This window comes from Tianweitania sp., assembly GCF_032053605.1.
Taxonomy (GTDB): domain Bacteria; phylum Pseudomonadota; class Alphaproteobacteria; order Rhizobiales; family Rhizobiaceae; genus Tianweitania.
Genome location: NZ_DAMBUH010000003.1, coordinates 8,756 through 22,785, shown reverse-complemented (window position 1 = coordinate 22,785; position 14,030 = coordinate 8,756). Strand labels below are relative to the sequence as shown.

Below are 14,030 nucleotides of genomic sequence, written 5' to 3'. Positions count from 1 at the left end.
GATCTTTTCAGTAGCAAGAGCAATTCGGGGGCCCATTGATGGGAAAGGCGGACGCGTGGCGCGCGGACGGTAAGCGGACGCATGCGCGAGCAAGCGCAGCGAAGCACCGGTCAGCACTGGCGGGAACAGCCCGCTCGCTTGCGCATCCAGCGTATCAGCGCCTGCTTGCGGCCGAGCCGATTCTGCGCCGTTCGATCCCCAGCCTGATCGTCGTTTTCCTGATTGTCGTGGCCGCCACGCGCGTTCTTTCGCTGATGACCTCGCAGGACGAGGTTGAGCGCAATGCTCGCACGATCCTGGCGCTGACTGCGGCTGATATCATTCGCGGCTACGAGCATGCCGGCGACACGCCGGAAGCGCGCCAAGCTGCGTCGAGCAGCACGCTGAACTATGCGCGCGGTTTCAGCTCGCTCAGCAATCACCATGTGCTCGCTTTGACCGACGCCAAGTTCAAGGTCACGGCGGTTTCACCTGACCAGACCGGTTTGCTCGACCGTTCGTTGGAACAGGTCATCATCGGCGGCCAGCCGCTGTTCCTGTTCGGAGAGCGCGCCGGCGTGCTTACCGTGTCGATGAACGGCGAGGAATGGTACGCGGCCATGAGCCTGATGCCGGACCGTTCGGCCGGCGCCATTTCGATGATTTCGCACGAAGCCGTGTTTGCGGAATGGCGCAAGACCGTGTCGCTCAACGTCACGCTCTACGTGCTGACAGCCGGCGTGATGATCGTGATCCTGTATGCCTATTTCGGCCAAGCCTCGCGCGCCCGCTCCGCCGACCGGATCTATCTCGAAGCGCATCAGCGTATCGATCTGGCGCTTGTGCGCGGCCGTTGCGGGCTTTGGGACTGGGATCTTCACCGCGGCCGCATGTACTGGTCGCGCTCCATGTATGACATGCTGGGCTATGAAGCCTTCGACTCCATGCTGTCCTTCGGCGATGTGGCGGAGATCATTCATCCCGACGACGGCGATCTGTTCGCGCTGGCTAACCGCATCGTGTCGAAGCAAACCGATCAGATCGACCACATCTTCCGCATGCGCAATGCCGAGGGTCAGTGGGTCTGGATGCGGGCCCGCGCGACCGTCGTCGATCCGGACGCCGACGAGATTCACCTGATCGGCATCGCGGTGGATGTCACCGAACAGCGCACGCTGGCTCAACAATCGGAAGCCGCCGATCAGCGCCTTCGCACGGCAATCGAGAGCATCTCGGAATCCTTCGTGCTGTGGGACGCCGACAACCGTCTGGTGATGTGCAACAGCAAGTTCGCGGGCGATGTGGGCTTGTCGCTGGACGATCTTGCGGAAGGCACCGATCGCCGCGCGATCGAGCAACGCATGACGAAGTTCGTATTCGAGCGTCGCCTTGCCAATTCGAACGGCCCGTTCGGCGGCGCGACCTATGAGCGCCAGGTTGCCGATGGCCGCTGGTTGCAGGTCAACGAGCTGAGGACTCGCGACGGCGGCATCGTGTCGGTGGGTTCGGACATCACGCAGCTGAAACAGCATCAGGAGCGGCTAACCGAAAGCGAGCGGCGCCAGATGGCGACCATTCACGATCTCAGCCTTGCGCGCCGCGCCGAAGAAGAGCGCGTGGCGGAACTCGCCGACCTCAACACCAAATACATGCACGAAACGGAACGCGCCGAAGCCGCCAACCGCGCCAAGTCCGAATTCCTCGCCAACATGAGCCATGAGCTGCGCACTCCTCTCAACGCCATCATCGGCTTTTCCGAACTGATGGCGAGCGGCTTCTTCGGTCCGCTGGGCTCGGAGCGCTATGCCGAATATGCCCGAGACATCAATTCAAGCGGCACCTATTTGCTCGGCGTCATCAACGACATCCTGGATATGTCGAAGATCGAAGCTGGCCACTTCACCGTGGACCGCGAGGAAGTCGACCTTGCATCGCTCATCACCGAAGCGGTGAAGGTGGTTGCCCTGCAGGCGCAGGCCAAGGCGATCACCATCGACACCAAGATCGCCGACACGCTCACGGCTTTTGCCGACAAGCGCGCCGTCAAGCAGATTGCGATCAACCTCCTGTCGAACGCGGTAAAATTCACCGGCCAGGGTGGGCGCATATCGGTCCGGGCGCGCCACGCCGCGGGTGCCTTGATGCTGACGATCGAAGACAATGGCTGCGGCATCCCGAAAGACGCGCTGAGCAAGCTCGGGCGGCCCTTCGAGCAGGTGCAAAACCAAATGTCGAAGAACCACACCGGCTCCGGCCTCGGCCTCGCCATCTCGCGGTCGCTCGCCGAGCTGAATGGCGGCTCTCTGAAGATCCGCTCGGTGGAAGGTTCGGGAACGGTCGTTTCGGTCCGCCTGCCCGCTCAACAGCATTCACAACTGCGCGCTGCCTGATCGCACCGCTATTTGCGGCGAAGAAGGCGATCGAAGATCGTGCGCGCGTTGTGCTGGGTGTCCACAAGCAGCGCGTCGAGGACGGAAAGTTCGGGGGTATCGGTTGCCCGCAACAGGATATCGGCCAGTGCCGGCGGCATGTCGGTCTTGTCGAAATCGCCGACGACACAGAGGCGGATGACCTGCGTGACCGCCGTATAAAGCTGATGGGCCGACGCAAGCGTCTCGACAGCGCCTGCATCGGCAAAATCGGGATCGAGTTGGGCGAGCACGGCGGCTGTGCTGGTCTCATGATCCGGTCCGGCCTGAACCGCGCCAGTGAGACTTGCCACCTGCGCAATGAATTCGAGATCGATCAACCCGCCGGGAACGAGCTTCAGATCCCATGCATCGCGTGCGGGCTTTTCCTGCTCCAGGAGGTCGCGCATCTCGACCGCAGCCGCCTTCACCTCGCCTGACTTGCGAGAAGCTGCGAGGATCGCGGCGATCTCGGTTTGCAGTTCAGCCGCGAGCGTGGCGTCGCCGGAAACCGGCCGGGCACGTGTCAGCGCCATATGTTCCCAGGTCCAGGCGTCCTGCTGCTGGTATTTGCGGAAGGCATCGATATGGGTCGCGACAGGCCCCTTGTTGCCGGACGGGCGCAATCGCAGGTCGAGCTCGTAGAGGATGCCCTTGGCCGTCGGCGCTGAAACGGCTGCGATCAGCCGTTGTGTCAGCCGCGCGAAGTAGCGCGAGGGCTCCAACGGCTTGTCGCCATCGGACCATTCCGCCGTCTCGTCGTGATCGTAGATCAGGATCAGGTCGACATCCGAACCCGCCGTCAGCTCACGGCTACCGAGCTTCCCCATGCCAAGGATCACCGATCGCGCGCCCGGTATGCGCCCATGCCGCTGCGCCATTTCGGCTTCCACAGCCGCGAAGGCATGGCCGATGGTGAGGTCTGCGAGGTCCGAGAAAGCGCGACCGGCACGCGGCGCATCGATCGCGCCAGTGAGAAGTCGCACGCCGATCAGGAAGCGCTGCTCGGCCGCAAAGATACGCAGCCGATCAAGTGCTTCCTCAAAACTGGGTGCACCCTCCAAAAAGGTCACGAGGCGGCCGGAAAGATAATCGCGGCTGGGCAGTTCCGATAGAAGCGCGGGATCGAGCAGGCCGTCAAAGACATGCGGGCTGCGGGTGATCGTTTCCGCAAGCCTCGGTGCAGCGCCCATGATCGTGACGAGCAACCGCAGCAGTGCCGGATTGTTCTGGAGCAGGGAGAACAGCTGGATGCCCGCGGGCAGGCCGGACAGAAACGCATCAAAGCGGATCGCCGTGTCGTCAGCCCGCCGCGTTTCGCCGAAGGCCTGGAGAAGCGCCGGCGTTAGTTCGGTCAGCCGTTCGCGCGCTTCGGCCGAACGCGTGGCGCGATAACGCCCGAAGTGCCAGCCACGGATCAGGCGGATCATGTCGGAAGGACGCTCGAAGCCGAGCACGGTCAGCGTTTGCAGCGTGTCGGGATCGTCGACATCACCGGTGAAAACGAGATTGCCGACGTCGTCCGACAGCTTCGGCGCTGTTTCAAACAGAGCGGCGTAATGCTTTTCGACAGAGTTCAGCGCCGCACGAAGGTCATCGGCAAAAGCGTCGTCCTGCTCGTAGCCCATCAGGCGCGCGATGCGGGAAAAGCCTTCGTCTTCTTCCGGCACGACATGGCTCTGCTCATCCGCCACGATCTGGATGCGATGCTCGACATCGCGCAGATACCAGTATAGCCGTCCGAGGGTGCTAGATGCTTCCGTGGTGATCCAGCGCTGATCGGCCAGCATTCCCAGCATCGCCACCGTTTCGCGTCCGCGCAATTCGGGATAACGCCCACCGGCAATCAGTTGCTGGGTTTGCACGAAGAATTCGATCTCGCGGATACCCCCACGGCCAAGCTTCACATTGTGCCCGCGCACCGCGACATCGCCGTGGCCGCGATGGGCGTGGATCTGGCGCTTGATGGAATGGACATCGGCAATCGCTGCATAGTATTTTCGTCAGACATAGGGCCGCAACTCGCCGAGGAAACGCGCGCCGGCCGGCCCGTCACCCGCCACCGGCCGCGCCTTGATCATCGCAGCACGCTCCCAGTTCTGGCCGCGCGCTTCGTAGTAGGCCAGCGCGGCATCAACGGAGATGGCGAGCGGGGTGGAGCCCGGATCGGGGCGCAGCCGCAGATCGGTGCGGAAAACGTAGCCGTCGCCAGTGCGATCATGCAGGATGCGCACCAGGCGCCGCGTCAGCCGCACGAACAACTCGCCCGCTTCATCGCGGTTGGGGATGGCGGGGGCTGCGGGATCGAACAGAACGATCAGGTCGATGTCGGAAGAAAAGTTCAGCTCGCGTGCGCCGAGCTTACCCATGCCAAGCAGGATCCAGCCACTGCCTTCTTCAGGCTCGTTTAGGTTTGGCAGCTTAAGCTTGCCACTGTTGTGCGCGTCTCGCAGTAGGAAGCGCACGGCGGCACCAAGGCAGGCATCGGCAAGGCTGGACAACTGGTGGATAGTGACCTGCGTGTCTTGCGTGCGCGAGAGATCCGCCAGACCGATCAGCGCATGCGCCTCCCCCTTCAGCCGGCGCAGCCGCGTCATCAGCTGGCTTTCCGTTTCGCCATCGACCGGCGCCAGGATGTCGGCTTCTATCGCTTCAAGCCGCTTGGCCAGCGGAAGACTGAACAAAGCCTCGAGAGCGATGGGGCGCCGCAGGAAGGCGCTTTTCAGAAAGGGCGACAGTGAAAGAACGCTGCCAAGGAAGTCTGTCGGTGGGGATTTGCTGCTGCACAGAGAGGCAAGCTGGGATGCACCCTGCTCTCTCGCGGCAGAGACAAGGTCGGCCAGAGCATCCTGAGCGTCCTCGGCATCAAGCGGCGGCAAGGCCTGCACCGGTTGGCCGAACCAGAGTGTGCCGTCTTCCGCTTGTTTATCCCGGTCTGTCCGCTGTTTCATCCGGCTTCCTGATTATCGGAAAGATCATCGATACCAGCAAACCGGGCTCGGCGTCAGCCAGTTCCAAACGCCCATGGTGGAAGCCCATCACCGCCTTGGCCAGGCTCAGCCCAAGTCCCGAACCCGGCTGCGAGCGGCTTTTCTCCAGCCGCACGAAGCGTTCGGTCGCGCGCGCACGATCATCTTCCGGAATGCCAGGACCCGTGTCGCGCACGGATAGCCGCGCTTCCGCATCATCCGCAGTCAAAGACACGACGACACGAGAGCCGCCGTTCGTGCCCGCCGAATATTTGATCGCGTTGTCGACAATGTTGGACAGCGCCTGGCCGATCAGCTCGCGATTGCCGTGCGCGGTCGCGGCCACATCCACAGCGCTTTCTAAGGTGACGCCGACTTCCTCTGCCGCCGGCTCGTAGAGTTCGGCCACATCCCGGGCGATCGCCGTCAGATCGACATCCACCATGGCCTCCGCGGAATAGCCGGCTTCAAGGCGCGAGATCATCAGGATGGCGTTGAAGGTACGGATCAGCTGGTCGGATTCCGCGATCGTGCCCTCCAACACCTCGCGATACTCGGCGGTGTCCTTGGGCGTGCCTAGCGCCGATTCCGCCTTGTTGCGCAGCCGGGTGAGCGGCGTCTTCAAATCGTGAGCGATGTTGTCGGACACTTGTTTGAGACCCTCGTTCAGAGCTGCAATGCGCGCGAGCATCTCGTTGAGGTTTTCCGACAAACGATCGAATTCGTCGCCGCTGCCTTCCACCGGCAGACGGCCGCTAAGGTCGCCGCCCATGATGCGGCGGCTGGCTTCCGAGATGCGGTCGATTCGGCGCAGAGCCGTTCGTCCAACGAAGAACCAGATCAGCAGCGCGCCAAGGCCCATGATGCCGAGCGTGACGATCAGCGCGCGCTGCACCACCTGGCGGAAACGCTCCGGCTCGCCGAGGTCGCGACCCACCATCACGATCATCTGGTTTGGCAGTCGCAGCACCACGGCAGTCGCCAGATGCACCGGCTGGGTCGGATCGGCATCGATTGTTGCTTCTTCACCGTAGCGCGTGGCGCGCCTTTCGCCTTCGGCCTCGCCATAACGCTGATAGCCGAAAGGCCGTTCGGTCCAGCCGAGCTTGTCCAGCACGCCCGGTTGCAGGCTCTGAACGTTGCCGGCGAGAATGCGCCCTTGCGGATCGGTAATGAGGTAGAGGTTTGCGCCGGGCTGCCTGGAACGCATTTCGATGACGCGCACAAGCGACGTCAGCCCACCGCGCTGGTAAGCGCGTCCAAGACCGGCCATTTCCTCGTTGATCGTGTCCTGGATCTGGCCAACCAGCATGCGACCGGACAAGGATGTCATGTAGAACACGAGCAGGATGGCGCAGCCGGCAAACAGCAGAAGGTAAAGCGCCGACAGCCGAGCTGCCGTCGTCTTCATCGTGGCCGATAGGCGAGCCCACACGGAAGCGCTAACCCGCCTTCAGCATATAGCCGGCGCCGCGCACCGTATGCAGGACCGGCGTGTCGAAGCCCTTCTCGATCTTGGAGCGCAAACGCGACACATGCACGTCGATGACGTTGGTCTGCGGATCGAAATGGTAGTCCCAGACATTTTCCAGAAGCATCGTGCGCGTCACCACTTGGCCCGCATGGCGCATGAGATATTCCAGCAAACGAAACTCGCGCGGCTGCAAGGTCACATCCTGCCCTGCCCGCTTCACGACATGCGAGAGCCGGTCCAACTCTAAATCGCCGACGCGATAGGTGGTCTCGACCTCCTTGTTGCCGCTACGCCGGTTCAGCACTTCAACGCGCGCAAGCAGTTCGGAGAAAGCATAGGGCTTGGTCAGGTAATCATCGCCGCCGGCGCGCAAGCCCGTTACGCGGTCATCGACCTGGCCAAGTGCCGACAGGATCAGCACCGGCGTATCATTCCCGCGCGATCGCAGCCCAGCGACCACCGACAAACCGTCGCGCTTCGGCAGCATGCGATCCACCACCATGACATCGTAGTCGCCGTTATCGGCCAGCACGAAGCCGGACTCGCCATCACGCGCGACATGGACGGTGTGGCCGACCTCGTTCAGCGCTTTCTCAAGGTAGTCCGCGGCTTCGCGATCGTCTTCGATGACAAGGATTTTCATGCCTGATGTATATGGGGATAGGTCGGGACGCTGGAAAGAGGAATCGCTGAGCATGATCGGATCCTTTCCTGAAAGGGCAGCAGCGAACACGACGCCCGCTGCCGCAATCCGCCTCCTAAGCGGAGACGGCGTCATCCACGATCCGGCCGGCTCAAGGGAAAAGCCGGCCGGATCGTGCAGGGCAATCAGCCCTGATTGGTGGGCAGGGCGACGAAGCGGTTGACGTCGTCGCGGGTCACCTGAACCAGCACCTGCTTGCGGCCAGCCTTGGCGGCATCCTTGATGGCGGTCTCGACCTCGTCCGGGCTGGTGACTTCCTTCGAGTTGACCGACACGATCACGTCGCCGGCCTCTAGACCACGGGACGCAGCGTCGCTGTCGGGATCAACCTGCGTGATCACGACGCCCTTGCCATCGTCAGACGGAGCAACCGTCAGGCCGTAATCGTCGAGCGTGCTCGCCAGATCCTCGTCCTGCTGGTCGTCGCCGGTTTGTGCCGCAGCCTTTTCGTCACCGGGCAACACACCGAGCTTGACGTTGATCGACTGTGCCTTGCCGTTGCGCCACAGGTCGATCTTCACGTCCTTGCCGGGACGTGCCGAACCGATCACGCGGGCCAGTTCACGCGGCGTCGAAACCGCCTGACCATCAACAGCCGTGATGACGTCGCCGTCCTTCACGCCGGCCTTGGCCGCCGGGCTGTCGCTCTGGGCAGAGGCAACGATCGCGCCCTTGGCGTTTTCCAGGCCGATCGATTCCGCGATCTCAGGCGTCACCGGCTGGATCTGCACACCGAGCCAACCGCGCTCGATCGACTTGCCTTCCATCAGCGTCGTCACGACCTGCTTCACCGTGGAAGCCGGAATGGCGAAGGCGATGCCGACATTGCCGCCGGACGGCGAGAAGATGGCGGTGTTGACGCCAACAACTTCACCATTGGTGTTGAAGGCCGGACCACCCGAATTGCCGCGGTTCACGGCAGCGTCGATCTGCAGGAAGTCGTCGTAAGGACCCGCACCGATGTCACGGCCGCGCGCCGACACGATACCAGCCGTCACCGTGCCGCCGAGACCGAACGGGTTGCCGACAGCGACCACCCAGTCACCGACGCGCACCTTAGCATCATCGGCAAAGCCGACATAGGTGAACTTGCTGCCCTTGTTGTCGACCTTGAGCACGGCGAGATCTGTGCGCGGATCGCGACCGATCAGCTTGGCATCGTATTCGGCGCCATCCGTCAGCTTGACGCTATAGGCATCGCCGCCTTCAACCACGTGGTTGTTGGTGACGAGGTATCCGTCCTCGGAAATAAAGAAGCCGGAGCCTTGAGCGACGGGCCTCTCCTGGTTGCGATGGTGACGCTCGCCGCCGCGGCGCTCTGGACGGCGGCTCTCGCCCTGACCGTCGGGTCCACCGAATTCACGAAAGAAGCGCTTCAGGGGATGATTGTCGGGCAGTTCGTCAAAGCCCGGCATCTGCGATGGTCCACCGCGACCGCCTTCGTTCATCGCGGTTTCGGTCTGGCCCTTCACCATGACGCTAACGACGGCCGGGCTGACCTTATCGACGACGTCGCCGAAGCCGGTGGTCTGGTTTTGCGGCGCAACGCTGACGGCCTCTGCCAGAACAGGAACCGTGCCGCTGGTCACAGCGCCGAACCCGGCGCCTGCGATGATCGCTACGGAAGCGGCGGCCGCGAGGAAGCGGTTGCGCGTGCTGAGCGAGGGTTTGCTGGAGTTGCTCATAGTCTCTGATCTCCTTGCCATCGAAGTCCGATCCCGTACTTCGTTGAGGCTAGAGATAGGGCAGCGTTCCTTACAGGACGCTGTCCGCCGCATGAAACTTTCGTAATCTGCAACGGCTCAGCCGTTTCTCAGGAAGCGGCGGCTCAGCCGTCCTTCAGGATGGCGTCCAGACGCTTGCGTTCGTCCGAACTGAGTTCGGCCGAAGCTTCCGAGGAAAGCTGCCGCCTGTTCATGATCAGAACGGTGGCGCCGGCAAGCAGGAGCAGCAGCGGGGCGCCCCAAAGCAGCGCGGTACGGACGCTGAAACGCGGCTTCAGCAACACGAACTCGCCATAGCGTGACACGACATAATCCAGCACTGCTTCATTGTCGTCGCCCGCCGTCAGGCGCTCGCGCACGATGATGCGCAGGTCCTTGGCAAGATCGGCATCGGAGTCGTCGATCGACTGGTTCTGGCAGACGAGGCAGCGCAATTCGGCGGAGATGGTCCGCGCGCGGGTCTCCAGCTCCTTGTCCGCCAGCACTTCCTCGGGCTGCACGGCAAAAGCCGGAAGGCTCAAGCCGACCAGGATCAGAATTGCCGCAAGCCAGCCTCGCATCGCGCTCATCCTATTCTGCCGGCTGAGGCGCAAGAACTGCCTCGCGGCGCGCCGGCGCGCCGATCCGCAAGCGTCGGTCGGAGATCGACAGGATGCCGCCGATCATCATCAGCAATGGGCCGAGCCAGATCATCGTCACCATCGGCTTCCACCAGATGCGCACCACGATGCCGCCATCAGGGGTCGGATCCCCCAACGCAACATAAAGCTGGCTGAAACCGCGCGTCATAATGCCGGCTTCCGTGGTTGGCATCCGACGAGCGGTGTAAAGGCGCTTAGCGGATGAAACCGAGCCGATCTCGCGATTGCCGGAGATCAAGGTGAACACGGCCTGATCCTCGGTATAGTTCGGCCCCTGATGCGGAACGAGCCGTTCGAAACGCAGATTGCGGCCGGCGATGTCCGTTGTTTCCCCGGGCTTCAGGGCAACGATATGCTCGCTCTGGAAAGCGGTCGTCGCGACGATGCCGAGCAAGGCAACGCCCAGCCCGAGATGTGCGAGCGCTGCGCCATGCGCGGAGCGCGGCAGGCCGAAGAAGCGGCGGCGCATGTTGGAGAAGGACGTGTTGCCGAAGCCGGACCGCAGCGAGATATCGGTGATCGCGCCGAGAAACAGCCACACGGCCAAGCCGATGCCCAGTGCCGCAAACAACATGGTGCGATCAACGAAGATCATCACCACCAGCGTGGCCAGGATCGCGCCGCCGAGTGCCCAGGCGAGGCGCTGTGCTGCCGCATAAAGATCGCCGCGCTTCCAGGCGAGCAACGGCCCGAAGGGCACGAGAGCCAGCAGCGGGATCATTAGCGGACCGAAGGTCAGGTTGAAGAAGGGTGCGCCAACGGAAATCTTGTCGCCGCTGATGGCTTCGACCAGCAAAGGATACAGCGTGCCGATCAGAACGGTCGCGGTCGCGGTGGTCAGGAAAAGGTTGTTCAGCACCAGCGAGCCTTCGCGGCTGATTGGCTGGAACACGCCGCCCGCCGTCAAGCTCGGCGCTCGGAATGCAAACAGCGCAAAGGAACCGCCCACGAACAGGCTCAGGATCACCAGGATGAACACGCCGCGCGCGGGGTCGGTCGCGAAGGCATGGACCGATGTGAGAACGCCGGAGCGCACCAGGAAGGTACCGAGCAGCGACAGGGAGAAGGTCATGATGGCGAGCAGGACCGTCCAGATCTTCAGCGCCGACCGTTTTTCCATCACCAGAGCCGAATGCAGCAGCGCGGTGCCGGCCAGCCACGGCATAAAGGACGCGTTCTCGACCGGATCCCAGAACCAGAACCCGCCCCAGCCGAGCTCGTAATAGGCCCAGTAAGACCCCATCGCGATACCGCCGGTCAGGAAGATCCAGGCCGCTAGTGTCCATGGTCGAACCCAGCGTGCCCAAGCCGCATCGATCCGGCCTTCGATCAGGGCTGCGACGGCAAAGGAGAAGCTGACGGAAAAGCCGACATAGCCGAGGTAAAGCAGCGGCGGATGGATGGCGAGACCGATGTCCTGCAGGATCGGGTTTAGGTCCTGACCTTCGAACGGCGCAGGTACGAGGCGCGTGAAGGGGTTGGAGGTCGCCAGAATGAACAGGAGGAAGGCGGATGCCACCCAGCCCTGAACGGCCAGCGCATTGGTCTTCAAGGTCGCCGGCAGATTGCGCCCGAACGCGGCAACTAGAGCCGAGAACAGGGACAGGATCAGCACCCAGAGCAGCATCGAGCCCTCATGGTTGCCCCACGTTCCCGTGATCTTGTAGAGCGTCGGCTTCATCGAATGGGAATTTTCGAAGACGTTGCGCACCGAGAAATCGGACACGACGTAAGCCCAGGTCAGCACCAGAAACGACGCTGCGATCAAGGCAAACACCGCCACGGCAACGGGTCCCGCCACTGCCATCAAGCGGGCATCGTTCTTCTGGCTGCCGACAATGGGAATGGTCGACTGGACCAGCGACAGCGCGAAAGCCAGAACGAGGGCGAAGTGGCCGAGTTCAACCATTGGCATGCCCGCCCATCACTGTTCTTCCTGCCAAACGCCCTTGGCCTTCAAGCCTTCGGCAACTTCCTTCGGCATGTAGTTCTCGTCATGCTTAGCCAGCACGCTGTCGGCCACGAAGGTGCCGTCTTCGCGAAACGCGCCTTCGGTCACCACGCCTTGTTCCTCACGAAACAGATCGGGAAGAATGCCGGCATAAACGACCTTCACAGACTCGGTGCCGTCGGTGACCGAAAAGGCCACATCCGTGCCCTGCCCGCGAAGAACCGTGCCGCTTTCCACCAGGCCGCCTAAACGGATGCGCTGGCCGGCCGGAACCGCTGCAGTCTGAAGATCTTCCGGCATGTAGAAAAAGGAAGTGCGCTGTCCGAGCGCATAAAAGGTCAGACCGGTCGCCACGCCTAGAAAGGTCAGCGCCCCGAGAATGACGGTCAGTCGCTTCTGCTTGCGGGTCATTGCTTGCTCGCTTCGGGAATGCCTAGCGATGTTGCAAATGCTTGCAACGCCGCCGCTTCCTTTGTCGTGTTGCCCAACGCGGCCGTGCCGCGCTCCAGAGCGGCGCGTGCTTCATCCGGCTTGCCCAGAACCAGGTAGGACCGGATCAGCCGCTCCCAGCCGGGCTGGTCGTTGGGATTGTCTTTCAGCTTGGCGTCGAGACTGGCGACCATGCCCTCGATCATGGCGGTACGGTCTTCCGCCGTCATGCTGCTTGCATTGTCGATATCGGCAGCACTGGGGTTGGGCTGCGTGGAGGCCGCTTGTTCAGTCTGCATTTCGCCTGCTTGCGCAAGCGCCGCCGTGGCCGCGCCCTTCCAGGACGAGTTGTCCGGCAGATCAGCCTGCATCGCTCTCCAGGCCGCTTTCGCCTCTTCGAGGCGGTCCTCTTGTGCATCGCCCAAGGCAAGGTAAAACCGCGCCTTGCCGTCCTTGGGCTCGGCGGCCAAAGCGCGCGTGAAGGCAGCTTTGGCGTCAGGCGAAATCATGCCATCCGCAACATTCACATAGGCTTCCCCAAGACCGCTTTCGCGCTGTGGCGTAGAGCCCAGATACTCGATGGCGTTGCGATAGGCCGTCACGGAATCGTTTGCGCGGCCGATGCGGAGATAGATCGGCGCCAGCACTTCCCAGCCATTGCCATCCCGCGGATTGGCCTGCAGATGCGCTTCGGCGCGTGCAATGAGGTCGTTGACCGGGCTGTCGGCGGGGTTCTGCTGCTTGCGCGCTTCAAGAGGCTGCGATGGCTGGTCGGGCGAACCGGTGGCGGCATAAACGCCCCAGCTCACCAGCGGCACCGAAAGCACGGCAATCATTGCCAGCCAACGTCCCGCAGCTCCGGTTCGGCCGGCGATCTCGTCCTTGGTCTGATCCGCCTTGAGGATGCGCCGCGCGATCTCGTTGCGCGCCTGTTCGGCCTCTGCGCGACCGATCAAGCCGCGGGCATGGTCGCGTTCCACTTCGGCAAGCTGATCCTTGTAGATCATCAGGTCGAAGGCGCTGTCGGGCGCAGCCGCGGGAGTGTGCCGCATGAACGGCAGTAAAACACTGACGCAAGCGCCGAATGTCAGCAGGGCGGCAACGATCCAGAACAACATGGGCGTCTTTTACGCCCCGCTAATCCCTTCGCCAACACCGGCGGGGTGCGGCTTTCCGTCTGGGATGGGCCTGACCTCAGCCTGGATCAGGTCAGCGGCGTCCAGCTTCCATCCGCGTTGCGACATGCCGAACCGCGTGCGCTCTTGGGATTTCCATCGACAAAGATGGTGTGATTGTACTGCCGGCAGTCCTGCGATCCGACGCGGTAAGGCTGGGCTGCGACAACTTCGCCGTAACGGCCGGCGCGCTGGTTGCGCCATGTTACGGGCTGACCGCTCGGCGTATATTCCAGCGCCCTGTACTCGGCTTCCAGCGCACTGCGCCTGTCGCGATTGTCGAGTTCCTTGCCGATCGTTCCACCGACAAGCCCGCCTGCCATCGCGTCCAGAAGAGCGGCGCCGATTGGCTTTTCGGTTTTCGTAGGCTGCACGAAGCTGTTGGCCGGCACGCGCAGACCCGTGGTCGAACATCCGGCAAGAACGGCCAGGAGAAGCGCGGAAAGAACTTTTGTCTTCATGGTCGTGGGTGCTGCCGATCGGGAAAGTGCATGCCTGCCGAGCACTTATAGCACAGCTATATACGTAGCATAGCTAATGAGCGCGGGGGAGTTCTACAATCACTTTGAGCCCGCCA

General features: G+C 62.7%; 9 protein-coding genes and 1 pseudogene. 1 reads left to right on the top strand and 9 read right to left on the bottom strand.

What is annotated here, in order from left to right; translation table 11 throughout:
• Window positions 1–38 precede the first annotated feature (38 nt).
• Entirely contained in the window at window positions 39–2,369 is a 2,331-nt protein-coding gene (locus RTX98_RS01390; protein ID WP_312794058.1) for a PAS domain-containing sensor histidine kinase, read from the top strand.
• An 8-nt stretch (window positions 2,370–2,377) separates the two neighbouring features.
• On the opposite strand, the pseudogene RTX98_RS01385 reads toward RTX98_RS01390, so the two are convergent.
• The 9 genes and pseudogenes from RTX98_RS01385 to RTX98_RS01345 form a co-directional block, all read right to left on the bottom strand.
• Window positions 2,378–5,338 (bottom strand): annotated as a pseudogene (locus RTX98_RS01385) (bifunctional [glutamine synthetase] adenylyltransferase/[glutamine synthetase]-adenylyl-L-tyrosine phosphorylase).
• Entirely contained in the window at window positions 5,313–6,767 is a 1,455-nt protein-coding gene (locus RTX98_RS01380; RefSeq protein ID WP_416223043.1) for an ATP-binding protein, read from the bottom strand. Before RTX98_RS01380 ends, RTX98_RS01385 begins: the two are co-directional and overlap by 26 nt.
• A gap of 31 nt (window positions 6,768–6,798) precedes the next feature.
• A complete protein-coding gene (locus tag RTX98_RS01375) occupies window positions 6,799–7,473 on the bottom strand; it encodes a response regulator transcription factor (RefSeq protein ID WP_312794168.1) in 675 nt (224 codons plus the stop codon).
• Window positions 7,474–7,658: 185 nt separating this feature from the next.
• Complete coding sequence (locus RTX98_RS01370) at window positions 7,659–9,218, bottom strand: Do family serine endopeptidase (RefSeq protein ID WP_312794056.1); 1,560 nt, start codon at window positions 9,216–9,218, stop codon at window positions 7,659–7,661.
• Window positions 9,219–9,361: 143 nt separating this feature from the next.
• Window positions 9,362–9,817, bottom strand: coding sequence for a cytochrome c-type biogenesis protein (locus RTX98_RS01365; RefSeq protein ID WP_312794055.1), 456 nt, complete (start codon window positions 9,815–9,817; stop codon window positions 9,362–9,364).
• A 10-nt stretch (window positions 9,818–9,827) separates the two neighbouring features.
• On the bottom strand, window positions 9,828–11,807 hold the full coding sequence (locus tag RTX98_RS01360; protein WP_312794167.1) for a heme lyase CcmF/NrfE family subunit: 1,980 nt from the start codon (window positions 11,805–11,807) through the stop codon (window positions 9,828–9,830).
• 15 nt (window positions 11,808–11,822) lie between these two features.
• On the bottom strand, window positions 11,823–12,260 hold the full coding sequence (gene ccmE, locus RTX98_RS01355) for a cytochrome c maturation protein CcmE (RefSeq protein ID WP_312794054.1): 438 nt from the start codon (window positions 12,258–12,260) through the stop codon (window positions 11,823–11,825).
• The gene (ccmI, locus tag RTX98_RS01350) at window positions 12,257–13,396 is read right to left on the bottom strand and encodes a c-type cytochrome biogenesis protein CcmI (protein ID WP_312794053.1); all 1,140 of its coding nucleotides are present in this window, start codon (window positions 13,394–13,396) and stop codon (window positions 12,257–12,259) included. Before ccmI ends, ccmE begins: the two co-directional genes overlap by 4 nt.
• An 86-nt stretch (window positions 13,397–13,482) precedes the next feature.
• Window positions 13,483–13,914, bottom strand: a complete 432-nt coding sequence (locus RTX98_RS01345; protein ID WP_312794052.1) for a hypothetical protein — start codon at window positions 13,912–13,914, stop codon at window positions 13,483–13,485.
• Window positions 13,915–14,030 lie beyond the last annotated feature (116 nt).